General features: G+C 62.7%; 23 protein-coding genes, 2 tRNA genes and 1 riboswitch. Of the genes, 14 read left to right on the top strand and 11 right to left on the bottom strand.

Annotated elements, in window-relative coordinates:
• Positions 1–26 precede the first annotated feature (26 nt).
• The gene (gene nac, locus IT763_RS14835; RefSeq protein WP_016927119.1) at positions 27–950 is read left to right on the top strand and encodes a nitrogen assimilation transcriptional regulator NAC; all 924 of its coding nucleotides are present in this window, start codon (positions 27–29) and stop codon (positions 948–950) included.
• A 36-nt stretch (positions 951–986) separates the two neighbouring features.
• Here nac and IT763_RS14830 read toward each other — a convergent pair whose 3' ends face one another.
• Positions 987–2450, bottom strand: a complete 1464-nt coding sequence (locus tag IT763_RS14830) for an AMP nucleosidase (protein WP_197834908.1) — start codon at positions 2448–2450, stop codon at positions 987–989.
• 137 nt (positions 2451–2587) lie between these two features.
• Positions 2588–4891, bottom strand: a complete 2304-nt coding sequence (opgB, locus tag IT763_RS14825) for a phosphatidylglycerol--membrane-oligosaccharide glycerophosphotransferase (protein WP_193842889.1) — start codon at positions 4889–4891, stop codon at positions 2588–2590.
• Between the two features lie 283 nt (positions 4892–5174).
• On the opposite strand from opgB, the gene IT763_RS14820 reads away from it, so the two are divergent.
• Positions 5175–5915 carry a transporter substrate-binding domain-containing protein gene (locus IT763_RS14820; RefSeq protein WP_016927121.1) on the top strand — a complete coding sequence of 247 codons (741 nt, stop codon included), beginning with the start codon at positions 5175–5177 and terminating at the stop codon, positions 5913–5915.
• Here the strand turns inward: IT763_RS14820 and IT763_RS14815 are convergent, their stop codons facing one another.
• From IT763_RS14815 to IT763_RS14800, 4 genes are read right to left on the bottom strand one after another with little or no spacing between them, the layout of a single operon-like run.
• Positions 5916–6851, bottom strand: coding sequence for an ABC transporter substrate-binding protein (locus tag IT763_RS14815; RefSeq protein ID WP_143778279.1), 936 nt, complete (start codon positions 6849–6851; stop codon positions 5916–5918).
• A 35-nt stretch (positions 6852–6886) separates the two neighbouring features.
• The gene (locus IT763_RS14810) at positions 6887–7654 is read right to left on the bottom strand and encodes an ABC transporter permease (protein ID WP_049299639.1); all 768 of its coding nucleotides are present in this window, start codon (positions 7652–7654) and stop codon (positions 6887–6889) included.
• Positions 7651–8391, bottom strand: coding sequence for an ABC transporter ATP-binding protein (locus tag IT763_RS14805; RefSeq protein ID WP_206194797.1), 741 nt, complete (start codon positions 8389–8391; stop codon positions 7651–7653). Before IT763_RS14805 ends, IT763_RS14810 begins: the two co-directional genes overlap by 4 nt.
• Positions 8388–9071: a TenA family protein gene (locus tag IT763_RS14800; protein ID WP_016927125.1), complete on the bottom strand. Its 684-nt coding sequence runs from the start codon at positions 9069–9071 to the stop codon at positions 8388–8390. The genes IT763_RS14805 and IT763_RS14800 overlap by 4 nt, the downstream gene beginning before the upstream one ends.
• A 62-nt stretch (positions 9072–9133) precedes the next feature.
• Positions 9134–9236, bottom strand: a riboswitch (TPP riboswitch).
• A gap of 149 nt (positions 9237–9385) precedes the next feature.
• On the opposite strand from IT763_RS14800, the gene IT763_RS14795 reads away from it, so the two are divergent.
• The 4 genes from IT763_RS14795 to gap all read left to right on the top strand — a co-directional run bounded on the left by IT763_RS14795 (position 9386) and on the right by gap (position 13346).
• Positions 9386–10408, top strand: a complete 1023-nt coding sequence (locus IT763_RS14795; RefSeq protein WP_049299637.1) for an LLM class flavin-dependent oxidoreductase — start codon at positions 9386–9388, stop codon at positions 10406–10408.
• 13 nt (positions 10409–10421) lie between these two features.
• On the top strand, positions 10422–11156 hold the full coding sequence (locus tag IT763_RS14790; RefSeq protein ID WP_151254652.1) for an SDR family NAD(P)-dependent oxidoreductase: 735 nt from the start codon (positions 10422–10424) through the stop codon (positions 11154–11156).
• A 126-nt stretch (positions 11157–11282) separates the two neighbouring features.
• Entirely contained in the window at positions 11283–12257 is a 975-nt protein-coding gene (locus IT763_RS14785) for a GlxA family transcriptional regulator (protein ID WP_028128346.1), read from the top strand.
• A 78-nt stretch (positions 12258–12335) separates the two neighbouring features.
• A complete protein-coding gene (gap, locus tag IT763_RS14780) occupies positions 12336–13346 on the top strand; it encodes a type I glyceraldehyde-3-phosphate dehydrogenase (protein WP_016927129.1) in 1011 nt (336 codons plus the stop codon).
• A gap of 54 nt (positions 13347–13400) precedes the next feature.
• Here the strand turns inward: gap and IT763_RS14775 are convergent.
• A tRNA-Asn gene (locus IT763_RS14775) sits at positions 13401–13476 on the bottom strand.
• A 99-nt stretch (positions 13477–13575) separates the two neighbouring features.
• Positions 13576–14376: a DgsA anti-repressor MtfA gene (gene mtfA, locus IT763_RS14770; RefSeq protein ID WP_048795162.1), complete on the bottom strand. Its 801-nt coding sequence runs from the start codon at positions 14374–14376 to the stop codon at positions 13576–13578.
• Positions 14377–14468: 92 nt separating this feature from the next.
• Between mtfA and IT763_RS14765 the strand changes: the two genes are divergently transcribed.
• The 5 genes from IT763_RS14765 to IT763_RS14745 all read left to right on the top strand — a co-directional run bounded on the left by IT763_RS14765 (position 14469) and on the right by IT763_RS14745 (position 18949).
• Positions 14469–14558: transfer RNA gene (locus IT763_RS14765), tRNA-Ser, on the top strand.
• A gap of 465 nt (positions 14559–15023) precedes the next feature.
• On the top strand, positions 15024–16511 hold the full coding sequence (locus IT763_RS14760) for a UbiD family decarboxylase (RefSeq protein WP_206194796.1): 1488 nt from the start codon (positions 15024–15026) through the stop codon (positions 16509–16511).
• A complete protein-coding gene (locus tag IT763_RS14755) occupies positions 16501–16971 on the top strand; it encodes a MarR family winged helix-turn-helix transcriptional regulator (protein WP_151254653.1) in 471 nt (156 codons plus the stop codon). The genes IT763_RS14760 and IT763_RS14755 overlap by 11 nt, the downstream gene beginning before the upstream one ends.
• Positions 16972–17090: 119 nt before the next feature.
• Positions 17091–17723 carry a helix-turn-helix domain-containing protein gene (locus IT763_RS14750; protein ID WP_016927167.1) on the top strand — a complete coding sequence of 211 codons (633 nt, stop codon included), beginning with the start codon at positions 17091–17093 and terminating at the stop codon, positions 17721–17723.
• A gap of 263 nt (positions 17724–17986) precedes the next feature.
• The gene (locus tag IT763_RS14745) at positions 17987–18949 is read left to right on the top strand and encodes a hypothetical protein (protein WP_049300305.1); all 963 of its coding nucleotides are present in this window, start codon (positions 17987–17989) and stop codon (positions 18947–18949) included.
• A 51-nt stretch (positions 18950–19000) separates the two neighbouring features.
• On the opposite strand, the gene IT763_RS14740 is transcribed toward IT763_RS14745, so the two are convergent.
• Complete coding sequence (locus IT763_RS14740) at positions 19001–19435, bottom strand: DoxX family protein (RefSeq protein ID WP_016927169.1); 435 nt, start codon at positions 19433–19435, stop codon at positions 19001–19003.
• Positions 19436–19652: 217 nt separating this feature from the next.
• On the opposite strand from IT763_RS14740, the gene IT763_RS14735 reads away from it, so the two are divergent.
• The 3 genes from IT763_RS14735 to IT763_RS14725 all read left to right on the top strand — a co-directional run bounded on the left by IT763_RS14735 (position 19653) and on the right by IT763_RS14725 (position 21876).
• The gene (locus IT763_RS14735; protein ID WP_016927170.1) at positions 19653–19853 is read left to right on the top strand and encodes a hypothetical protein; all 201 of its coding nucleotides are present in this window, start codon (positions 19653–19655) and stop codon (positions 19851–19853) included.
• A gap of 76 nt (positions 19854–19929) precedes the next feature.
• Positions 19930–20328, top strand: a complete 399-nt coding sequence (gene gspS, locus IT763_RS14730; RefSeq protein WP_206194795.1) for a type II secretion system pilot lipoprotein GspS — start codon at positions 19930–19932, stop codon at positions 20326–20328.
• 114 nt (positions 20329–20442) lie between these two features.
• Entirely contained in the window at positions 20443–21876 is a 1434-nt protein-coding gene (locus IT763_RS14725) for an EmmdR/YeeO family multidrug/toxin efflux MATE transporter (protein WP_143778275.1), read from the top strand.
• A gap of 28 nt (positions 21877–21904) precedes the next feature.
• Here the strand turns inward: IT763_RS14725 and IT763_RS14720 are convergent, their stop codons facing one another.
• Both IT763_RS14720 and IT763_RS14715 read right to left on the bottom strand, forming a co-directional pair.
• Positions 21905–22084: a hypothetical protein gene (locus IT763_RS14720; protein ID WP_015378373.1), complete on the bottom strand. Its 180-nt coding sequence runs from the start codon at positions 22082–22084 to the stop codon at positions 21905–21907.
• A 397-nt stretch (positions 22085–22481) separates the two neighbouring features.
• Entirely contained in the window at positions 22482–24854 is a 2373-nt protein-coding gene (locus tag IT763_RS14715) for a glucose/quinate/shikimate family membrane-bound PQQ-dependent dehydrogenase (RefSeq protein WP_049300302.1), read from the bottom strand.
• Between the last annotated feature and the right edge of the window lie 116 nt (positions 24855–24970).

Below are 24970 nucleotides of genomic sequence, written 5' to 3'. Positions count from 1 at the left end.
CAATTTAGCGGCTCGCTGGAGGCACTATGAATTTCAGACGTCTGAAGTACTTCGTGAAAATCGTCGATATCGGCAGCCTGACCCAGGCGGCGGAGGTGTTGCACATCGCCCAACCGGCGCTCAGCCAGCAGTTGGCGACGCTGGAAGGAGAGCTGAAGCAACAGCTGCTGATCCGCACCAAGCGCGGGGTGCAGCCGACCGAGGCCGGCAACATTCTGTATGCCCACGCGCAGACCATTCTGCGCCAGTGCGAGCAGGCGCAGAGCGCGGTCAACAGCGCCGGACAGGCGATGAGCGGTCAGGTGTCGCTCGGGCTGGCGTCGGGCAGCACCGCGGCGCAGCTGGCGCTGCCGCTGTTGCAGACCCTGCGCGATCAGCAGCCGGGCATCCTGCTCAGCCTGCATGAAAACGGCGGCGCGGCGTTGGCCGGGCAGGTGGCTAACCAGACGCTGGACATGGCGATGGTCTACGGCGCCAAAATGCCCGCCGGGCTGCACGCCATCGCATTGATGCGGGAAGATCTTTATCTGGTGGCGACGCGCGCGGTGCCGCATCCCGGCAACAGCGTCGAGCTGCTGGACGTGGCGCGGCTGAACCTGTTCCTGCCGCGCGAGGGCGATGCGGTGCGCAACCAACTGGAGGAGGCGATGGCGCTGCGCAAGCTGGCTGCCAACGTGGTGGGGGAGATCGAATCCTCGGGCGCGCTGAGCGCCGCGATCGCCAGCGGGTTAGGGGCGACCGTGCTGCCGGAATCGGTGGCGCGCGCGATGATCGGCCCGGCCAAGGCCTGGATGGCGCGCATCAATGCGCCGACGATGTCGGTGCCGCTGTCACTGTGCATGTCGAGCCAACAGGCGCTGTCCGCCCCGGCGCTGCTGGTGAAAGACCTGTTGCTGTCGATCGCCGGCGGCCGCAGCCAGGAGAAGCGCGCGTTGGCGCTGGTGCGTTGAGGAAAAAACGGCCCGCCGCAGCGGGCCTGAGCACCGTTACCGGAACGGCGGTTCGTTGAAGGTGCGCAGCTTGCGCGAGTGCAGACGATCGCCCTCGGCGCGCAACAAATCGATGGCGCAGATGCCGATCTGCAGGTGTTCGGAGATCGCCCCTTCGTAGAAGCGGTTGGCCTGGCCCGGCAGTTTGATCTCGCCGTGCAGCGGTTTGTCGGAGACGCACAGCAGCGTGCCGTACGGCACCCGGAAGCGATAACCCTGAGCGGCGATGGTGGCGCTCTCCATGTCGACCGCCACCGCGCGGCTGAGATTGAAGCGGCGCGCCGAAGCGGAGTAGCGCAGCTCCCAGTTGCGGTCGTCGGTGGTGACCACGGTGCCGGTGCGCAAACGCTGTTTAACCTCTTCGCCGGGCATGCCGCTGACCATCTTGGTGGCGTCGTACAGGGCGCGCTGCACCTCGGCGATGCTCGGGATCGGGATATCCGGCGGCAGCACCGCATCCAGCACGTGATCGTCGCGCAGATAGGCATGGGCCAGCACGTAATCGCCGATCTTCTGGCTTTCGCGCAGGCCGCCGCAGTGGCCGATCATCAGCCAGGCGCTCGGGCGCAGCACCGCCAGGTGATCGCAGATGGTTTTGGCGTTGGACGGGCCGACGCCGATGTTGATCAGCGTGATGCCCTGGCCGGTGCGCGAGATCAAGTGATAGGCCGGCATCTGGTGGTTTTTCCACGCCAGATCGGACACCGCTTGCTCGGGCGTGCTGGTTTCCGGCGTGATGTAGGTGCCGCCGGCGCTGGAGAGCGCGATGTACGGGCTGGCCGGATCGGCGATCTGGGCGCAGGCCCAGCGCACGAACTCATCCACATAGCGGGTGTAGTTGGTGAACAGCACGAACGGCTGGAAATGCTCCACCGGCGTGCCGGTGTAGTGTCGCAGACGCGCCAGCGAGAAATCCGCGCGCAGCGCATCGAAATGCGACAGCGGGAAATGGTTGTCGGTGGCGTGGTACAGGCCGTCGGCGGTCTCGTCACCGATCTGCGCCAGCTCGGTGGTGGGGAAATGCTGCGCGATGCCGGCGCTCATTGAACGATCGAGCGCCAGGCTGGAGCCGTCGATGACATAAGGGAACGGGATCTCCTGCTGCGACGGCGCCACTTCGATATGGGCGGCGTAGTCGTGTTCCAGCATCGCCAGCTGTTCGGCCAGATAGTGGCGGAACAGCTGCGGCCGGGTCACGGTGGTGCTGTAGCTGCCGGGATGGGTAAAGCGGCCGAAGGCGCGGGTTTTGCTCGGGCCGGATTGCTGCCCGTCCCAGCTGACGCGCAGTTCGGGATACACGAACAGTCCGGCGGCGCGCGCTTGCGCATCCGGCAGGGTGCCGTGGCTGATAAAGTCACTGACCGCCTGCCGCAGCGCGTCTACCGCGGCGTCATACAGGGCTTCCAGTTGATCGAGTGCCTGATCGGCGCTGAGGCCGCTGCGAGGTGGGGCATAGCTCATACTTTCTCCTTCGATGTCCCGGCTCTGGCGGGATTGGCGGCGTTTCACCGTCACAGGTTAGCCGAAGAAGGGCGTAAAAGCTTGGTCGAAATGACGGGCGCGGCAAAGAAATTACCGCGCCCGTGAAGGCGGGGGGATCAGGAGGCGGGAGCGGCCGCTTCGACCTTCAGCGACACCAGGCCGATGCCCAGCTTCTTCGGCGTGAAGCCGCCGCTGGCGTTCTCTTTCGGCTCGGTCGGCGCCGGCGGGGTAATGCTGATCTTCTGCGCGCCGCGCGGGTTATCGAAGCGCAGGGTGACGGTGCTGTCCTGTTCGCCGAGCGACACGAAGCGCTCTTCGTCGCCGACGCGCACCGAAATCGGTTCGCCGACGTTGTTGCCGTAGGCGCGGGCGCGCAGCACCAGATCGAAGCTTTTCGGCAGCGGGTCGACGTAATCGATGTCGACCGCCGGCGCCAGATTGGCGTCGGACCAGCGGCCCCATTCCTCGACGGCGGAGACGCCGGTGATGGCCTTCACCTGTTCCGGCATGCCGGGCAGCATGAACTCGATGGCGTCCGCCCGGTATTTCACCGCCGCGTCGTCCACCTGCAGGCGGGCGACGGCGTTTTGGTAATCGGCGACGCTGTCCGCCGCCGGGCCGGTGAAGTTCACCTTGCCGTTGAAGCGTTCGCCGCTGGCCTGCGCGATCTGCGGCGGCGAGGCGAGGGTGCCGGAGGCCACGCAGATGTCGGTGCTCAGCGCCAGCTGCGGCGCCCAGACCCGGCCGATCTCGTAGCATTTATCGACCCAGACGAATTTCTCCCCCGCCCCCAGCCCGGCCAGTTGCTTGCGCAGCGGGGTGGAGAGGTAGACGTTGAACATCGGTTCGATGCGGTTATCGCCCACCCGCAGGATGAACGGCACCTTGTAGGTGACGCCGGAGAAGCTGAAGCTGCGCTGGCGCGTGTCCACGCTGTAGTCGCTGATGCGGTTCGGCAGGCCCCACTGGTTGATCACCGCCGGTTTCCAGCCATTGATCTTCTCTTCGATATTCAGGAACACCGTAGACAGCGACGGCGCCGACAGGCTGCTGCGGCCAAGGCCGATGTAGTTGTCGCCGCCCATCACGTCCAGCACCGTGGCGCCGTTGTCCAGCGTGCTGCGTTTCTCGTTGCGCTGTTCCGCCAGCGGCCGGGTGCCGTCGATGATGAAGAACAGATTGCGGCGCTTCTGTTTGGTCAGGATGTCGTAGGCGGTGTTGTTCATCGCCAGATGATCGGAGGACACCACGATCACGGTGTTGCTGAAATAGGGCGAGCGTTTGATCTTGTCGATCAGCGCGGCGATGTGTTGCTGGCTGCAGGCTACCGCGCTCAGCGAGCGGTTTTCCTTGTTCTGCCAGGCGTAGCTTTTCTTGCTGCAGCCGGCGGAGATAAAACCGTCCGGGTGATGGGTATCGACGGTCAGGGTGAACAGCGAGAACGGCTGGCGCTGTTTGGACAGCTCGACGAACTTGCCGTACACCACGTCCAGCACGCTGTCGTCGTACCAGCCCCAGTCGTTTTTGTAGCTCGGATCGGCGACCTGTTCGCGCAGCTCTTTGAAGCCGTAAACGTGGTCGAAGCCGTGGGATTTCAGGAAGGTGTCTTTACCGGCGAACGCCAGCTCGGCGCCCTGATAGAAATAGTTGCTGTAGCCGGCGGCCTTCAGCACGTCGCCCAGGCAGACGTTCTCCGGGTAGAAGGTGGAGACCGCGCTGGAGGCGTTGCCGTCGAAGGGCGCGAACAGCGGAATGCCGCACTGTGAGGCGACCATGCCGGCGATGGTGTAGCCGGTGCCCGGCAATTGCTGGGTATTGCTGAAATCGATGCTGTCCGCGCGCAGGGCGTTCAGCTCGTCGGCCAGGCCGGGAAACAGCTCGGTATCGAAGTAGGTGCGTTCCAGGCTCTCGGCATAGATGTACACCAGGTTCGGCCGCTTGCCCTGTACGGTTTTTTTCGGCGCTTTGTAGTAGGTGGTGAAATCGGCGGTATCGCCGACGATCTGGCTTTTGACCAGCAGCGAGATGTCCTGAAATGCCGGGGTGGTGCCGACCGAAAACAGCGCCAGCAGCACGGCGACGAGGCTGTAGGCCACGCTGCTGCCTTTGGCTTTGCGGCGCAGCAGGCTGCGGGCCAGCACCGCGAAGATAAGCCCCAACGCCGCCAGCAGGCCGATGAACGGCAGCACGTATTTGCTGATGCCCGCGCCTTTGAGGCTGCTGGTGACGGTGTAAATCACCGCGTCGGTGATGCCGTCGCCGGTAAAGTAGTTGCTGGCGATCAGGATGACGTTCAGCACCAGATAGCTGCCGAGCAGCGTCAGCAGAATGGCGAACCACCAGCGGTTGGCGGCGGCCCGGGTGCGATAAATCAAAATCGACGCCAAAAAGAGAACAAAAGAAACGACTGCTAAAACCATCCGCCAAACCTTGTCTGATTGGAAAAAACGTTGCTGCCCTGGTCTGCGCCGCCGACCGTGCCGCGGCGCGAAAAGTGAAGGGTATAGCCTATTGCCGGCGGCGGAACAACGCGCGATCTCCCGCTACGGCCGACGAACGGCGGCTATTGTACATTTTTATGACAATAGTGTGACGTTAATCACGCCGACGGCGGCCGCGGCGGCGAAAGCTTGCTGGTCGGAGGTTTCGCTCTACGCTTAATGAGCGCCGGACGGTGCGCCCATCAGCCATTCAGGAGGAAGTATGCAGACAATCCCCGCAGCGGTACTCGACGATCTGGCCCCGCAAGGCGTGTTGCGCGCGGCGATCAACTACGGCAATCCGGTGCTGGCGCAGGCCGGGGCCGGCGGTAAACCGCAAGGCGCTTCGGTGGAGCTGGCCGCCGCGCTGGCTCGCGAACTGGGCGTGGCGCTGGAGCTGGTGACCTATGACGCGGCCGGCAAGGTGTTCGCCGATCTCGACAGCGGCGCCTGGAACCTGGCGTTTATGGCCATCGAGCCGGTGCGCGCGGCGCAGATCGCCTTCAGCGAACCCTACGTGATCATTGAGGGGACTTATCTGGTGGCGAACGACGCGCCTTACTTTGAGGCGGCGCAGCTCGACCGGCCGGAGGTGCGCATCGCGGTCGGCCAGGGGGCGGCGTACGATCTGTTTTTATCGCGCACGCTGCAGCAGGCGCAGCTGGTGCGGGCGGCAACCTCCGCCGAGGCGATCGCGCTGTTTTTCGAACGGGGGCTGGAGGCGGCGGCCGGCGTGCGTCAACCGCTGTTGGCCGCCGCGGCCGCCCATCCCGGCTACCGGGTGCTGGACGGGCATTTCACCGCTATCCGCCAGGCGATGGCGGTGCCGCGGCAAAAAACGCAGGGCGCCGCCTACGTGAACGCGTTTATCGAACGCTGCAAGGCCAACGGGTTGGTGAAGGCGGCCTTGCAGCGCAGTGGCCAGGGCGAGGTGACGGTGGCGCCGCCGGCCGCCTCGGCATGATCAGTCGAGCTCCACCGCGTACTGTTCCACCGGGGTGATTTTCTTGATCAGCTTGTTGTCGAACAGGAACTGTTCGTAAGCCTGGTAGCGGGCGCGATCCAGCCTGGTCGGGTCACGCGCGAACAGCGGCAGGCTGGCTTGCCACGCCTGTTTGTTCAGCTCGGTATTCAGCTCCGGGTGCGCCTTGGCGAACGCCAGCCAGGTGTCCTGCGGGTGCGCATGCAGGTAGTCGCTGCCTTGCTTCAACGCGGCGAGGAATTTGCGGATTTTCGGCTCGTTCACCGCATCGCGGTTGGCGACGATGATCAGCTCGTCATAGGCCGGCACGCCGTAATCTTCGACGTTGAACACCACCGGCGTCTTGCCCTGCAGCTTCAGCTCCAGCGCTTCGATGTTGCGGTAGCCGCCGATCACCGCATCGACCTGGCCCGCCAGCAGGGCGCTGGTCAGCTGGAAGTTGACGTTGATAAGCTTGATGTCCTGCGGCTTGAGGCGCTCGTGTTCGACCATGGTGGCCAGCGTCGCCTGTTCGATGCCGCTGACCGAGTAACCTACCGTTTTGCCCTTGAGATCCGCCGGCGAGGTGATGTTTTTATCCAGCGCGATCACCGTATTCAGCGGCGTGTTGATCAGCGTGCCGACGCGCATCAACGGCAGACCCTGATCGGCGAAGAAATGCAGCTGCGGTTGATAGGTGATGGCAAGGTCGGCCTGTTTGGCGGCCACCAGCCGCGGCGGCAGCGCCGGATCGGACGGCGGCACGATCTTGACGTCCAGCCCTGCGGCCTTGAAGGCGCCGATCTGCTCGGCCACCATAATCGGCGCGTGATCCGGGTTGATGTACCAGTCGAGCACCAGCGTCAGCTTTTCGGCCGCGCCGGCCTGGCCGGTGATGGCGGCGCCCAGCAGCAGCCCGCAAACGGTTTGTTTGATCATGGTCGTTCCTTTATCCCTGGTTATGGTTGCAATCATCAGTCGTTTTCCGGCGCCCAGGCGATCAGGCGCCGCAGCAGCGCATCCACCGCGGCCCACAGCAGCACGGTCATCAGCACCAAAATAAACAGCGCGGCGAAGCAGACGTCGGTCTGCATGCGCGCGTTGGCGTTCAGCATCACGTAGCCCAGCCCTTCGGCCGAGCCGACCCATTCGCCGATGATGGCGCCGATCGGCGCGACGGCGGCGGCCATGCGCAGGCCGGAGCCGAAGGCCGGCAACGCCGCCATCAGCCGCACGTGCCGCAGCTGCGCCCAGCGCGAAGCGCGCATCGTGCGCGCCAGATCGAGATAATCGTTGTTGACCCGGCGCAGCCCGTCGAAAAAGGCCGACACCACCGGGAAGAAAATCACCAGCACCGCCATCGCCACCTTGGCGCTCATGCCGAAGCCGAACCACAGCACCAGCAGCGGGGCCAGGGCGAACACCGGTATCGCCTGACTGGTGAGCACCAGCGGCATCAGCCAGCGTTGCAGGCGCGGCGAGAAAATCATGCACAGCGCCAGCGCCGCGCCGAGCAACACGCCGAGCACCAGCCCGCTGACGATCTCCGAAGCGGTGACCAGCGTGTGCCAGGCGAGATAGCCGCGCCCGTCCCACAGCGCCTGCGCCACCGCGCCCGGCGTGGGCAGCAGAAAGGCCGGAATGCCGCTTTGCGCCGCCAGCCACCACAGCAGCAGCAGGCCGGCAAACACCGTCAGCCCGCGCCGCAGGCGGGTGAGTCCACGCTCTTTGGCGATATTCATTGCGCCGCCCTCACCAGTTGCTGCAGCAGCTCGGCCTGGCTTTTCAGCAGGCCGGCGTCATCCGGCGCGCGCGGCGGTAGCCCGCTGATGCGGTGAGTATCGTCGAGGCCCAGCGGCCAGGGAGACAGCACCAGCAACCGGTGGCTCAGGCGGCAGGCTTCCATCGGATCGTGGGTGATCAACAGCACGGTATTTTGCGCCAGCAGCTCGGCGGCCAGGCTCTGGATCTCGGCGCGGGTGATGGCGTCCAGCGCGGAAAAGGGTTCGTCCATCAGTACGATCGGCTGGCGTTCGTAGAGCGTGCGGGCGATGGCGGCGCGCTGGCGCATGCCGCCGGACAGCGCGGCGGGCAGGCTGTGGCCATGCGCGGCCAGGCCTACGCGCTCCAGCAGATGCGCCACCCACGCCCGGTCCGGCGTCTCGCCGCGCAGCCGCGAGCCGAGGGCGACGTTCTCTTCGACGGTCAGCCACGGGTAGAGCAGGTCTTTTTGCCCCATGTAGGCGATGCGCCCGGCGATCGGCAAACCGTCGCTGCCGGTCACCGAGCCAGAGCTGGCCTGCGCCAGGCCGGCGATGATCTTCAGCAGGCTGGTTTTGCCGGCGCCGCTGGCGCCGAGCAGGGCGACGAAGCTGCCGCCGGCGATGTCGAAGCTCAGCCGATCGAAGACGATTTGCTGACCGAAACGCAGGCTGAGATCCCGCACCTGGATGCCGGGCGGGAGACGCGGGGAGGTCATGAGGCGTTCAGCCCCATCTGCCAAAATGCCGACTCCAGCTGGGTGGCGGTGGTGAAAATCTGCGCCAGCTCGGTGAAGCGGCCCTGTGCGCCGCGCTGCTGACCAACGGTTTCCAGCAGTTCGATGGCGGCGCGCACGCCGGCCAGATAGCCCTCGTCGCCGTAGTTGCGGATCCAGGAGGCGTAAGGATTGCCCTCCATCTGAGTGGCGGGATCGTGCAGCAGCCGCAGGCCGATTTCGGCATAGCCGGCCACGCAGGGCAGCAGGCCGGCCAGCAGATCGAGGGCGTCGCCGGCATGGCCGATATCCAGCACGTAACGGGTGTAGTTCATGGTTTCCGCCGCTTCCGGCTGGGCGGCGATCTGCGCTTCGTTCAGCCCCCATTCGGCGCAGTAGGCCACGTGCAGCGGCAGTTCGGCGACGATGCCGTTGAGCGAGGCGGTGGCGGCGCGCATCTCCGGCAGAGTGCGCAGCTTGCTGACCAGCAGCGCGTAGGCGCGGGCGAAGTGCAGCAGAAACAGATAGTCCTGGGTCAGGTAGCGGCGAAAAGCGCGTTCAGGCAAGGTGCCGGCGGCCAGCTGCTGCAGAAACGGATGATCGACGTAATCTTGCCAGTGGCTGCCGGCATGGTGGCGCAGCCGGCCGTAAAGACCGCTTTCGAACAGGGTAGTGATGGACATGGGACCTCCTTGAGTCAGTGGAGATCCGGGCACGCTGGGGTATGAACAGGCAACGGGTGATCGCGTTGTTGCCTAACCGTCCCTTCGCTGGCATGACCCAGATCAGGTTCAAAGGGTTCGGCTTGCGCCATCTCAGCCCGTAACAGGACACCCCTCGGAGCTGCTTGTTATACGACATTTGTTTTTTGATTACAATCGCCGGGCGGCGCGGCGGCAATCGGTTCGTTTAGTGCGATCGGGGGCGATTTTGCTGGCGCAGAGCGCGCGGTTTTTGTCACTGTAGGCCCATGTTTTGCCTCTGAGGATGATGCCCGATGAAAAAAATTGGTTTTCTCTCGTTTGGCCACTGGTCGCCTTCCGCCCAGTCCGGCACCCGTTCCGCAGCGGATGCGCTGCTGCAGTCCATCGATCTGGCGGTCGCCGCCGAAGATCTGGGGGCGGACGGCGCCTATTTTCGCGTGCACCACTTCGCGCGCCAGCTGGGATCGCCGTTCCCGCTGTTGGCCGCCATCGGCGCCAAAACCCAACGCATCGAGATCGGCACCGGCGTGATCGACATGCGTTATGAAAACCCGCTGTACATGGTGGAGGACGCCGGCGCGGCGGATCTGATCGCCGGCGGGCGGCTGCAGCTCGGCATCAGCCGCGGTTCGCCGGAGCAGGTGATCGACGGCTGGCGTTATTTCGGCTATGCCCCGGCCGACGGCGAGACCGACGCGGACATGGCCCGCCGCCATACCGAAGTGTTCCTGGAAGCGCTGCGCGGTGAAGGGTTCGCCGAACCCAATCCGCAGCCGATGTTCCCGAATCCGCCTGGGCTGCTGCGGCCGGAGCCGTTTTCCGCCGGGCTGCGCGATCGCATCTGGTGGGGCGCCGGTTCGAACGCCACCGCTGTCTGGGCGGCGAAGCTGGGCATGCATCTGCAAAGCTCGACGCTCAAGAACGACGAGACCGGCGAGCCCTTCCACATCCAGCAGGCCAAGCAGATCCGCGCCTATCGCGCGGCCTGGCAAGAGGCGGGCCATGCGCGCGAGCCGCGGGTTTCCGTGAGCCGCAGCATCTTCGCGCTGGTGGATCAGCGGGATCGCAACTACTTCGGCGGCGGCGGCAAGGAGGGCGATCAGCTGGGGTATATCGACGCGCAGACCCGGGCGATCTTCGGCCGCAGTTACGCCGCAGAACCTGACGCGCTGATCGAGCAGCTGGCGCAGGACGAGGCCATCGCCGAAGCGGATACCTTGCTGCTGACCGTGCCTAACCAACTGGGCGTGGATTACAACGCGCACGTCATCGAATCGATTTTAACCCATGTCGCGCCGGCGCTCGGCTGGCGCTAAACGGAGGAGTGGCATGTCACGCATTTTCATTACCGGCTCGGTCGACGGGCTGGGCCGCGCCGCCGCGCAAACGCTGTTGGACGAAGGGCATCAGGTGATCCTGCATGCGCGTGAGCCTGGCCGTTTGGCCGCGGTGCGCGATTTGCTGGATCGGGGCGCGCAGGCGGCGATCGGCGATCTGTCCGATGTGCAACAGATCCGGCAGCTTGCCGAGCAGGTCAATCGCCTCGGCCGCCCGGACGCGGTGATCCACAATGCCGGCATGTTTACCGGGCCGCAGGTGATGCCGGTGAACGTCATGGCGCCCTACCTGCTGACGGCCCTGATCGAACGCCCCAAGCGTGTCGTCTACCTGAGCAGCAGCATGCATTTTGACGGCGTGGCGGAACTGAACGGCGTGGATTGGCTTGGCGGCACTGCCGGTTCTTATTCGGACAGCAAGCTGTTCGTCACCGCGCTGGCCGCCGCCGTGGCGCGCCTGTGGCCTGACGTGATCAGCAGCGCGGTCGATCCCGGTTGGGTGCCGACCAAAATGGGCGGCGCGGACGCGCCCGACGATCTGGCGCTGGGGCATGTGACGCAGGCGTGGTTGGTGACCAGCGATGAACCGCAGGCCCTGGCGTCCGGCGGCTATTGGCACCACCAGCAGCGGCTTGAACCTCACGCGGCGGTGCACGATGAGGCGTTTCAAACGGCGCTGTTGGCGCAATTGGCGCGCGCCGGCGGGGCGCACCTGCCGCAGGCTTGATGGCCGTTCCTTCCTGGCCCGCCGGTGATTATCGGCGGGCTTTTTTATGCCCGCAGGGTGAACCGACGGGGCTTTTCTTATACAGTGGTCGCCTGGCCTGTTTTGATTGTTATTTATATTATCGCCATGCACTCATTCCTGATTATCGTCCCTGAAGGGGGCATGCTGTTCGAAGCGGCGGGCATCGCCGATATCCTGATGCAGGCTAATCGCCTGAGCCCTGCCGAGACGCCGCTGTATCAGATCGCGGTCGCCACCACGCAATCTCACCGGGTGGTGCACGGCCTGTCCGGGCTGAGCCTGTTGGCCGATCATCGCCTGGCGGATCTCGATCCGGCCCAGCCGCGCGATACCGTGATCGTCGCCGGCAAGGGGGCGACCGAAGAAGAGGGCGCCCTGGTCGCCGATTGGCTGCGTCGCGCGGCGCCGCAGGCGCGCCGTATCGCTTCGGTTTGCGGCGGGGCTCTGCTGCTGGCCGAAGCCGGGTTGCTGGACGGGCGGCGGGCGACCACCCACTGGCGGCTGGCGGAGACGCTGCAGGCGCGCTTCCCGCGAGTGCAGGTCGAAAACGGCCCAATCTACGTGCAGGACGGGCCGATCTGGACCTCCGGCGGCGTCAGCTCCGGCTTCGATCTGACGCTGGCGCTGGTGGAGGATGATTACGGCTTCGTGCAGGCGCGCGAAGTGGCGCAGGATCTGGTGATGTTTCTGCGTCGCCCCGGCGGGCAGGCGCAGTTCAGCCGCTATCCGCTCAACCAGGCCAAATCGCCGGGGCCGATCCGTGACCTGCAATCCTGGATCCTGGAAAACCTCGCCGACGATCTCAGCGTCGATCGGTTGGCCGAGCGCGTGGCGATGAGCCCGCGCAACTTTACCCGGGTGTTCACCCGCGAGACGGGCATTTCTCCCGCCAAATTCGTCGAAGAGGGGCGGTTGCATACCGCCAGGCAGCGCCTCGAACAGAGCGCGGAAGGCATCGAGCAGATTGCCTTAGCCACCGGCTTCGGCAACGGCCTTAACCTGCGGCGGGTGTTTGAACGCAAACTGCAATTGACCCCGAGCGAATACCGCGAGCGCTTTCATGCGCGCAATTTGGCGTAAATTGATTGGTAAACGTCATTTACGCCGTTTCTGGTCGGCGCTAGATTTTAGGCAAAGCCCAAAAACGAGGAGTGCATCATGGTGAGAGTAGGCATTAACGGCTTCGGCAGGATCGGGCGCAACGTGCTGCGCGCGGCGCTGGGGCGCAGCGATTTTGAAGTGGTGGCGATCAACGATCTGACGGACAGCAAGACGCTGGCGCACCTGCTGAAATACGACACGCTTTCCGGCACGCTGGCGGCCAGGGTGGAAGCCGGCGACAACCAGCTGCTGCTGGACGGCCGGCCGATTCAGGTGTTTTCGCAGCGCGATCCCGCCGAGATCCCCTGGCGCAGCGCGGGCGTTGACGTGGTGATCGAAGCGACGGGCTTCTTTACCGACAAGGCCAAGGCGGAAGTGCACATCACGCACGGCGGCGCCAAGCGGGTGATTATCTCGGCGCCGGCCAAGAATGACGACATCACGCTGGTGATGGGGGTTAACGATCACCTCTACGATCCGGCTCTGCATAAGGTGGTCAGCAACGGCAGCTGCACCACCAACGGGCTGGCGCCCGCCGCGCAGGTATTGCATCAGGCGTTCGGCATCGAATACGGGTTGATGAATACCACGCATGCCTATACCAACAGCCAGGCGCTGCACGATCAGCCGGAAAAAGATCTGCGCGGCGCGCGGGCGGCGGCGGAATCGATCGTGCCTTACTCCAGCGGCGCGGCCAAGGCGCTCGGCAAGGTGATCCCCGAACTGGACGGCCGCCTGACCGGTTATTCGCTGCGGGTGCCGGTGCCGGTGGTTTCCATCGTCGATCTGACGGTGACGCTGAAACGCCCGGCTACGGTGGAGGAGATCAACGCCGCTTTCCGCGCGGCGGCGGCGTCCGGCCCGCTGAAAGGGATCCTGGGGTACAGCGATGAACCGCTGGTGTCGAGCGACTATCGGGGCGATGCGCGTTCGTCGATCATCGACGGCCTGTCCACGCTGGTGATCGGCGGCAACCTGGTGAAAGTGCTCGCCTGGTATGACAACGAGTGGGGCTTCTCCAACCGCTTGGTCGATCTGGCGCTGCTGATGGAACAACGCGGGCTGTAAACGCCCAACAGCAAAAAGCCCGCTTAAGTTTCCTTAAGCGGGCTTCTCTAAATATGGCTCCTCTGACTGGACTCGAACCAGTGACATACGGATTAACAGTCCGCCGTTCTACCGACTGAACTACAGAGGAATCGTGTGAACGGGGCGCATGATATCCAGCGGCCCCGGGTGTGTCAACGCTAAATTGCCCCGGGCGGTGCGACTGCTCGGTATCTGAGCAATAAGCTCGTCAATCCGCCCATTGCGCGTCGTTTTCCGCCTGGCCGCGCAGCAGGCGCGCCAGCGGATCCTGGCGGTAGAAGCGGCAAAAGTGCTGATACAGCGCCGGGAAGCGTTCGGCCAGCAGTTCGGGAGCGCTGAAGAAATACTCCGACAGCACGGCGAAGCACTCGGCCGCATCGGTGGCGGCGTAGGCATCCATGCTGGCGGCCTCTTCGCCGACCATGTCGATCTCGTCCTGCAGGCTTTCCATCGCGGCGTGCAGATCATGTTCCCAGGCGGCCACCTCGCGCAGCGGGATCGGCGGCACGCCGGTGGCGACGCCGCCGTTGCGCATATCCAGCTTGTGCACCGCTTCGTGGATCACCAGATTGAAACCGGAAAGGTCGAAAGAGTCCTGCACGTCTTGCCAGTTGAGCACGATCGGCCCCTGTTCCCAGCTTTGGCCCGACTGCACCACCGGCCCCGAGTGCACCAGACCGATCTCGTCCTGCCATTCGTCTTCCACCACGAACGGGGTGGGGTAGAGCAGAATTTCGTTGAAGCCGTCGAGACACTCCGCGCCGAGTTCCAGCACCGGCAAGGCGAACAGCAGTGCGATGCGCGCCTGCATTTGCGAGGTGAGCTGCAGCCCCTGCAGCGGCACGATGCGCTTTTGCTGCAAGATCTGCCCGGCGACGGCCACCAGCCGCTGCCGCTCCTGCTCATTCAGCGGCGAGAGCAGCGGGATCGCCAGCGCGTCCTGCCACTGGGCCTCGATGTCTGCCTGGGGTTGAGAGGGTTGAGTCGCTTTCCACGGCCATTTAATCATCAGGTTGCTCGTAAAGTCGTCACTTGAACGTTCAGCGGTATGCTAATGCTGTAAAAATGCCGCAAAAGCGGGCATGATAGCAAGCGTTGTCAGGAGAGATGCCGGAGCGGCTGAACGGACCAGTCTCGAAAACTGGAGTAGGGGCAACTCTACCGGGGGTTCAAATCCCCCTCTCTCCGCCACTTTACCCCTCGTTGTTCCCCATCGAATCAAAATCCTTTTCTTTCGCTAATGCTTGTAAACCGTTCGATCTGAAACCGGTTTGCGTTGGCAGAGATCCTTTTCCGCATTATAACCCGTGCAATATCAACGAATAGCATTTTGCGATTATGTTCTTCATTTTGTGAGCCATGTTGTGCTTGAACCCGGCGCGGCGCTTGCGGCAAGCCCAGTGCTATGCCGATCATGCTGAAGGTGTGAAACCGTCACGGCGATAATGTCTGCCGGCAGGGGCGTGCATGGCCCGAGTCCGCTATTCCTTGAAGAGTTTGCCAGACTGACAACATGCCCAACGTCTCCAGGATAGCGTGTATTTACACGCGATTTTCCGTGCACCAATATGTGTGCACATGCACATAAATGTCAGTCTATTCCCTGAAACGATGGGAAGAGCAGGGACTGAACGCCTGGAAACCGGAGGACTTGCCATGAGTTTGCTCGATTGCGCACTGGATTTTCGTCACTTCATTGAGGAATTGCGTCGCCGAAACGATTTGGTCGACGTGCATCAGGCAGTTTCCGCCGACCTGGAGATAGCGGCTGTCTGCCGCCGGGTCTATGAGCAACGGCTTTCGGCTCCGCTATTTCATCATGTGGCGGGCGCGATGCCGGGAGCCCGCATCCTCGGCGCGCCGGCCGGCATGCTCGCTTCTGCGGAACATGCCTATTCTCGCCTCGCCCTCCATTTTGGGCTGCCGCCAGAAAGCTCCCCGCGGGATATTGTGGCGGCGATTCGCCGGGCGGTGAAGGCGGAGCCGTTTGCGCCGGATTATTGCTCGACCGGCCCGGTGAAAGAGAATATTTGGCGTGGTGACGAGGTTGATCTGAAACGTTTCCCGGTGCCGCTGTTGCATGAACGGGATGGCGGGCGCTATTTCGGCACCTACGGGTTCCATGTCGTGCAATCCCCGGACGGAAAGTGGCATAGCTGGGGCGTCGGCAGACTCATGATGCTCGATCGCAATCGTCTCACCGGCCCGGCAATCCCCACCCAGCACATCGGCATGATCCGTGAAATGTGGCGCCGAGAAGGGAACCCTACGCCGTGGGCGATGGTGCTCGGGGCGCCGCCTGCCGCGGTGGCGGTCGCGGGGATGCCGTTGCCGGCCGGCGTCAGTGAGCCTGACTATGTCGGCGCGCTGCTCGGTAAAAGCGTCACGCTCACCCAAGCGGAAACCAACGATCTCTGGGTGCCGGCCAATGCGGAAATTGTGCTGGAAGGTGAAATCAGCCTGACGGAGACGGCGCTGGAAGGGCCGATGGGGGAGTATCACGGCTATCAACACCAGCAAGGCCATGAACAGCCGGTGTTCCATGTGCGTGCGGTAACGTTTCGCGATGACCCCATTTTGCCGATTTGCGTCGCCGGCACGCCGCCGGAAGAAAATCATACGATCTGGGGCACCATGATATCAGCTCAGCTGCTGGAAACCCTGCAGAGCGCGGCCTTGCCCGTTGACTTTGTCTGGTGTTCCTATGAGGCGGCGACCTGCTGGGCGGTGGTCTCCGTCGATATCGAAAAACTGGCCGGAATGAATACCACCGCGGCGGATTTTGCCGGCAAGGTGGCGGAGGTGGTCTTCGGCTCGCATGCGGGCTACCTGATCCCCAAACTGATCCTGGTCGGCAATGACATTGATATTGTCGATATCGATCAGGTGGTTTGGGCGTTGGCCACGCGCTCACATCCCGCGCGCGATCATTTTATTTTCCCGGACGTACGTGAGTTCCCGATGGTGCCGTACCTGACGGAAGAAGACAAGGCGCGCGGCAGCGGCGGCAAAGTCATCATCAACTGCCTGTTCCCCGAGCAGTTCAGCGGCGTAACACGTGCGGGTACCGCCTCTTACAGGCACTCTTATCCTGAACAGGTCAGGGCAAAAGTCGAGGCTAATTGGAAACAGTATGGGTTCTGAAAAAAAAGACAGGCATAGCGGCCGACGGGGAATGGGATTGCCCAATGGTGCGCTTTACAGGATGACGGAGGTGGTGCGTCACCGCGAAAAACGGCTGTCTGCGTTACTCGATTTGCAAGGACTCAGCCTCCATGAGTGGCGCGCGTTGCGCATTCTCTACAGTTTTCCGGGCGACGTGGCCATGAGCGAGGTGATAGCGCATTCGCAGACCGATCGCACCGCGCTAGGCCGTACGATCACCCAACTGGTTAATCGGGGGTGGGTCGCGCGCTTCCCCGATCCGGAAGATAAGCGCGCGGTATATCTGCGCGTCATGCCGGCGTCTCGTCCCATTTTTGACCAGGCGAGGCAATGGGTGGCGGATTATGACGCACAGCTGATGGCCTGTCTGGATGATGCCGGGCTCAGTGCCCTGGATGACGCACTGCGGCGCATGATGCTGTTCATCGAGACCGCGTAGTCCGTTCCGGCGAAAGCCAGCGCCGTATTTCCCGAGTGACCTCATCGCGGTGTTGTATTGTTGCCCGCGGGTAAGGTAATTTGCTGAGGGCATGATGACTGACGCAGGGGCCAACGGACATGAATGAAAGGATCGACTACCACATCGAGAAATACCACTTCGCGCCGCTGGATGAAGCCCCGCGGCTCGCGCGCCAGTGGAGCGAGGTGTTGAACGAGTGTCGCCAGACGCAGGCCGGGGCGGAACAGCGTCTGCGCATTGCGCTGCTCAACGTGGACTATGTGACCAGTTTCGAATTGCCGTTTCGTTTATTGCTGGTGCGGGCGCCGCAGCTGATTGCCGGCCTGCGCGATGAGTTGTCGATCAGTCAAAAAAATGTGGTGTTCAACGGCAAGCGCTTTGGCTGCGTTTACAGCCTGAAAAGCGATTTAAGCGACGTGCCTGAGGCCTTCCAATACGGCCTGTCGACCCGTATTCACCGCACTTCGGCGTCGGGCGTAGACGCGCTGCCTTACCGGGAAATCGCCAAAGCGCTCAAGGCGCCGCGTGAGCGACTTAAGCTGGCGCTGGAGCAGGGGCTGCGGGTCACGGCGTTGGACGGACTGTTCTGGTTCGGCATACAGCGCATTGCCGCCGAGGTGCGCAGACTAAGAAAAACCGGCATGGCGATCGTGACGGCGGAAACGGAGATCTTCGACACCCTGACCGGCACCACGCGCAAGGTTCCGGTATACCGCCTGGCCGAGAGTTGATGACCGATAGTCGGCGGTTCAGCTTATGAAGCGCGATTCCCGCCGGGCTCCTCTACGGTTCTTTTTTACCCGCATCTCCTTGCCGCTCAGCAAGAAAACCGACGTGACATATTCCTAAAATCTGACCTGTGTTCGTTCTGCCGTAGCACAACGCAAACGACGGGCCACCGCCGATAGCCGGTGCCACGATGGTGTTTCCGGTTGGCGGCGCCGTTTGCCGCCCACCTTTGGCTAACATCGACGAGGGTTTGAAGGAGAAGAGTATGTTGAAACGTTTCGCACTGTTGTGCTGGTGCCTGATCGGCGCCAATGCGCTGGCGGCGGGCCCCAACGCCAATATCAAGTATTACGGCTATGACTGGCTGGACTTTTATGAAACCGCCACGCCGTCTTTCAGCGCCACAGAGGCGCTTAAGGCGATTACCGGCACCGGCTTCAGTATGACCAATCTGAATGTGGTGCACACGTTGGCAAGTCTCAATCTGCCCGTTTGCGCCGGGGGGACTTGCGCCGTGAACATTCAGGCTGGTTCGGGGGCGGTATCGGGCTCGCCGTTTATCGATATCTGCCCTGGGGCGGTCTCGAACAGCAACTGCCAGGCCGCAGGTTCCTGGAACGCCATCTGGACGGTGGTCAAGAAGATCGCCGAAGCCAAATATAAGCCCGGCGCCATTTATTTTATCGATGAGCCGTTCGACGTTCCTGCCTTACAGACCGGGGGAAAATATGACGCTTACCAATACTCCAGCTATGTTTGCACCCTGCGACAGGCCATGCAGGAGTACGGGGTCGCGATCCCCGTCTACACCATCTTGTCCTACCGACATGCCAACAACGCCGAATGGATCCGTGAAATACAGCAGGGCGCGCCCGCGACCGCGTGTCCGGCCAATGTAAAAAGCACGCCAGATTGGGTTGGGGTGGATAACTACAACTGGTCGGTGGCGGATATGTGGAGTACCTACAATCGCCTGGCGCCGATAAGCGCAGCCGGACAAAAGTGGGTGTTGGTACCGCCTTCTACGGCATCGTTAGGAATGAACGACCAGCAACTGCATGCGCAAATTCAACTGTATTGGGATTTTATTAATCAATATCCGACTGCGCCCGTGGTTTACATCATGAACTGGCGGTTTGATCGCGCGGTCACCGAGAATCGCGCGGCCTTCCCCGAATCGACCGCCTTATTGTCTTTCATGGCGAACACGCTGCTCACCCAACCTTAAGCGTGCAAAAAGGAGGTTCGCCATCAGGAACCTCCTTATGGATTGCACGGCTTACCGATAGGCTTCATTGCGCGCGATCGCGTATTTGCCGCTGCCCAGCAGCAGGATGGCGAGCCCACCCATAAAGAACACCAGCTCGTTTTCAATGCCCCAGGCGCCGACGTCGGTGACGCTGAACACCTTGCCGGTGCCCACCATCAAAAACGCCACCACCAGCGTAAAGGCGTAAACCAGCGCGGCGGGGCGGGTGAACAGCCCCAAAATGATCAGTATCGGCGCCAGGATCTCCCCCACATACACGCCGTAGGCGATGAAGGCGGGCAGCCCGTGATCCTGCAACGCACCGGCGATCCAACCGACGCCGTGCTGAATCTTCGCCACGCCGTGAAACAGCATCAGCCCGCCGAAGGTCAGCCTGAGCGCCAACTTGCCGGCGTCCGGGCGATCAAAAAGGCGCGTGAATGCCGCATTCAATGACTTAACCATGGCCCTTCCTCCTGAATAGGAATGATTTTTAATCAATATATCTGCAAGATAAATACAAAAGATGTCCTGGATCAGTAAAACGGCGGGCTTTACGCTGAATCACCGGGTGAGGTTTAGCGGACGCTTCGCACGGCAACGCAGGCTGTCCCCGCAACCCAAATCGCGGTAAAATGCAGCAGTTCACCTTATCGCACGTCATCAGGCCGTCGTACTCGCTATGAAAATGCGCAAACCGCGCCGTCCGCCCGGGCGGTGGATCTATTACATCCTGCATGAAGACATGCTGTGGCCCTGCCCGGTCAAATGGGAGTGGGAGAGCGGCTATAACGCCTGGCTGCCGTTTTACTATTCCCCCACGCTGGAATTTGTCGCTGGCAACCCCGCCCGCGCCACCAAGGTCAGCAGCGGCCGGCGCTAAGCGTGCTGCCCGCCTTGCCGCCCGGCATCCGCTCACCTAAGATCATTGCATTACCCACAGGTTTCCGGGAGCGTCCATGTCTACTCTGTTTCGCACGTCTCTTTGCGGCGCGGCGGCGTTGCTGCTGCTTGCGGGTTGTCAGCAGACGGCGCATCAACCGGCGCCGCCGCTGCAGGCGCAATTGGATCACATCGCTCTGATGCTGGCCGGCGGGCATTTCCTGCGCGTGGACTGCGGGCGCAGCGACGTGCCGGACGACGTGAAATTGCAACGCACTGCGATGCGTGCAGCGCAGCGCCGCGGCTGGGATACGCATGCGGCAGGGTATCGGCAGTTGCCGGCGCTCACCCAGGCGCGTTACCTGACCCTGCAACAGGGTGATCAGCTGCTGACGGACAAATGCGCCACGCTCAGCCGCAGCACCGCGCGCTTTATTGCGGCGGCGCAGGCCGAGCAGGAAGACTACATGGAGTAGCGCTACGGTGTGCCTGTCGGGCGCTCGCCACGGGCGCCCAAAAATTCTTTGCAGGATAACGATTTATCGCTCATCATTTGAAATGATGTTTCACTTTTATCCATCGAGCCCACCTTGAACCTGTATGCCGCACTGCGTCAGCGCGTGGAAAATACGCCTTGGTACGCCAAACGGAAAAGCTACCGCGTGCTGTTCTGGCGCGAAATCACGCCGCTGGCGGTGCCGATCTTTCTGGAGAACGCCTGCGTTCTGTTGATGGGGGTGCTGAGCACCTTTCTGGTGAGTTGGCTCGGTAAAGAGGCGATGGCCGGGGTGGGGCTGGCGGACAGCTTCAACATGGTGATCATCGCCTTTTTCGCCGCGGTGGATCTCGGCACCACCGTGGTGGTGGCCTTCAGCCTCGGCAAGCGGGATCGCCGGCGCGCGCGGGCGGCGGCGCGTCAGTCGCTGGTCCTGATGACCGGTGTGGCGTTGCTGTTGGCGGCGGGCATTCATCTGGCGGGTGAGCCTATCATTGATGTGATCGCCGGTGCGGCCTCGCCGGAAGTGAAAGCGCTGGCGCTCTCTTACCTGCAAACCACGGTGTGGAGCTACCCGGCGGCGGCGATTGCGCTGATTGGCAGCGGCGCGTTGCGCGGCGCGGGCAACACCAAGATCCCGCTGCTGATCAATGGCGGCATGAATATCCTCAATATCATCATCAGCAGCATCCTGATTTACGGCATGCTGGGCTGGCATGGCCTGGGGTTCGTCGGCGCCGGGCTGGGGCTGACGATTTCCCGCTATATCGGCGCCATTGCCATCCTCTATGTGCTGGCGATCGGTTTTAATCCGGCGCTGCACATCACGCTGAAAAGCTATTTCACGCCGCTGAAGATGAGCATCCTGTGGGAAGTGCTGGGGATCGGCATTCCCGCCAGCGTCGAATCGGTGCTGTTCAACGGCGGCAAACTGTTGACGCAGATGTTCGTCGCCGGCATGGGCACCAACGTGATCGCCGGTAACTTCATCGCTTTCTCCATCGCTTCCTTGATCAACTTGCCGGGCAACGCGCTGGGGTCGGCTTCGACCATTATCGTCGGCCGGCGGCTCGGCAAAGGCGAGATCGGTCAGGCGGAACGGCAGCTGCGCCATATTTTCTGGCTGTCTACCCTTGGGTTGACCGCTATCGCCTGGGGCACGGCGCCGTTGGCCGGGGTATTCGCCGCGTTTTATACCTCGCAGGATGACGTGAAAACGGTGGTGGAAACCCTGATTTGGCTCAACGCCGCCTTTATGCCGATCTGGGCCGCTTCCTGGGTGTTGCCCGCCGGGCTGAAAGGCGCGCGCGACGCCCGCTTTGCCATGTGGGTGACGATGCTCGGCATGTGGGGCTGCCGCGTGGTGGCGGGCTACGCGCTGGGTATCGAACTGGGCATGGGCGTGGTGGGGGTCTGGTTGGGGATGTTCCTCGATTGGGCGGTGCGCGGCGCCTTGTTCTACTGGCGCATGGTCAGCGGACGCTGGCTGTGGAAATATCCGCGGGCCAAACGCCGGGAGGCCGGGTAACCGGCCGCGGGGCACCGGCGAGGTGGACTCAGTATAAAAGCGTCATCGCGCTGAAGAACAACAGCGTCAAGGCGATGATGATGAGGTTTTGCGTGGCTTTGCGCACCAGTTTACTGGCGCTCAGGCGGCTGTCGATGACGTAGAGCAGCGGCACCATCAGCAGCACGTAGGCGAACATCAGCATGGCGGTAAAGGGTTGCAGGTTCATTCTCGCCCCTCCTGTGCGCCATCATGGCCGACCAGGTGCACCAGCACGGCCTTCGGCAGATGGGGCAACGCAATAAAGGGCGGGGTGGCTGGGGAGTCCGCCGCGAACGGCAGACCGGCGCGCCGCGTCCTCACCGCCGCTTGCAGAATTTTCTTTCGATGCTTCCGAGTATGGTCGACCATGCGCCTCCGAATAAGGCCGCCGGCAGGCGGCCGATCGCTGTATTGCAAGGATTACAGGCCGCTGCCGGGGCCATGCATTCATAATATTGCGAATGATAACCATTATCAATGGTGGGGGTGAAAAAATTAAGGGTATTGCAAGGTGGCATCGGGCGGTGGCGTAAAAAGAAAAAGCACGCCTTGCGGCGTGCTTTGCGGGGTACTAACGGCGGTAGTTACTTCTGATCGGGCAGAGCGTAAGCGACCACGTAGTCGCCCAGCTTGGTGCCGAAGGAACCGTGGCCGCCGGCGTAGATCAGCACGTACTGCTTGCCATTGACCTCATAGGTCATCGGCGTCGCCTGGCCGCCGGCCGGCAAGCGCGCTTCCCACAGTTTTTCACCGTTGGTCACGCTGAAGGCGCGCAGGTAGTTGTCTGCGGTGGCGCCGATGAAGAACACGTTACCGGCGGTGGTCACCGGGCCGCCCAGCATTGGCATGCCCATTTTGAACGGCAGCGGCAACGGTGAGCTGTCGCGCACGGTGCCGATGCGTTTTTTCCACACGATGTCGTTGGTTTTCAGATCCACGGCGGAAATGTAACCCCAGGCCGGCTGTTTGCATGGCAGACCAAACGGTGACAGGAACGGGTTCAGGGTGACGCCGAACGGCACGCCATACTGCGGCTGTACGCCGGATTCGGTGCCGCTGCCGCCTTTGTCGCCTTCCGGCGGCTCAATCGGGTTGCCTGGGCCGCGCGGGATCAGTTTGGAGACGAACGGCAGCGCGATCGGGTTGGCGATGGCGATTTCGCGATCGGTATCGACGGCCAGGCCGCCCCACTCGAACATGCCCAGGTTGCCCGGGAACACCAGCGTGCCCTGCTCGGATGGCGGGGTGAAGGTGCCTTCGTAGCGCAGGCTGTGGAACATCACGCGGCAGACCAGCTGATCATAGATGGTCGCGCCCCACATGTCGGCGCCGGTCAGTTTCTTCTCAGGACGGAAGGTCAGCTCGGAGAACGGCTGGGTCGGTGACAGGCGATCGCCTTTGGCCGGGCCCTGCGGTACCGGTTTCTCCGGCGCCGGCACCACCAGTTCGCCGTTGGTGCGGTTCAGCACGAAGATGTTGCCGGTTTTGGTCGGCACGTAGATGACCGGCACTTTTTTACCGCTCTTGTCGGTAATGTCCGCCAGGGTCGGCTGCGCCGGCACGTCCATATCCCACAGGTCGTGGTGGACGGTCTGATAGAACCAGGCCAGTTTGCCGGTGGAGGCGTTCAGCGCCAACAGGCCGCTGGCGTAGCGTTCCATTTCCGGGGTGCGATCGCCGCCCCAGATGTCCGGAGTGGAAACGCCCATCGGCAGGTAAACGATATCCAGCTTGGCGTCATAGGCGGCAGGCGCCCAGGAGTTAGGCGAGTTCGGCACGAAGTGGTGCTCGTCCGCCGGGATGGCGTTCGGATCTTTCGCGCCCGGATCGAAGGCCCACAGCAGCTTGCCGCTGTTGACGTCGAAGCCGCGGATCACGCCGGAAGGCTCGCGGTTGGAGTAGTTGTCGGTCACGGCACCGGCGACGACGATCACTTTATCGGTGATCACCGGCGGCGAGGTCGGCTCGTAGTGGCCCGGCGTCGCATACGGCATATTGCTCTGCAGGTTCAGCTCACCGTTGTTGGCGAAGTCCGGGCAGGGTTTACCGGTTTCGGCGTCCAGTGCGAACAGACGGCCGTCGTTGACCGGCAGAATGATGCGGCGTGCGCACATCGCCGGTGCGGCATCGCCGGCGGCGCCCGCGGCTGCAGCGGTTTCGTGGTAAGACACGCCGCGGCAGGTGATGTGCTGGAAGGTCGGGTTGTACTTCAGCTGCGGATCAAATTTCCACTTTTCTTTACCGGTGGCGGCATCCAGCGCAAACAGCTTCTGGTGCGGCGTACACATGTAAAGGGTATCGCGGATTTTGATCGGCGTGACTTCGTTGGTGATCTCACCCGGATCGTTGGCGGTCTTCAGATCGCCGGTCTGGAAGCGCCAGGCTTCTTGCAACTGGCCAACGTTTTTGTCGTTGATCTGGCTCAGCGGCGAGTAACGGGTGCCTTCCTGGGTGCGGCCATAGGCCGGCCAGTCGGACCCGGTGGCGTCTTTCGGCTGTACCTGAGCGGCGTCGAGCGTGCCGTTGATCTCTTGCGGATCGTTGAATACGGCATAGGCCAGCGCGATGACGGTGATCGCCAGCGCCGCGCTCAGCGCGCCGTAGGCGAACTTGCCGTTGGCCACCAGCTTACGGTAGATAAACGGCAGCACCAGCCACAGACCGAAGAAGAAGGTGACGTCCAGGCGCGGCGTCAGCGCCCAGAAGTCCGGGCCCACTTCCCACAGGGCCCAAATGGTGGTGCCCAGCAGGAATACCGCGTACAGCAGCAGCGCGGTGGCGCGGCGGCGGAACAGCAGCCAGGAGGTCGCCAGCAGCACCAGCCCGGCGATGATGTAATACAGCGAACCGCCCAACTTGGCCAGCCAGATGCCGCCGCCGAGCAGATAAAGCCCGCTCAGCGCGGCAAACAGCGCCGTTATGACGATAAGCGGCGATAGTGACGCTTTATTTTGCATAGCAATACCCTTACCAAAAATGAAAGTCCCCGATTTAGAGATTAAGCCAAATCGGAAAAAACACGCGGTTTCTCCCTACTATTTCAGCGAGAAGCCGCTAGGGTGACGTAAAACCC

The sequence above is a fragment of the Serratia sp. CMO1 genome (genome assembly GCF_015689115.1).
Lineage (GTDB): Bacteria > Pseudomonadota > Gammaproteobacteria > Enterobacterales > Enterobacteriaceae > Serratia > Serratia marcescens.
The sequence above is the reverse complement of the archived record's forward strand: the minus strand, read 5'-3'. Positions and strand labels throughout refer to the sequence as shown.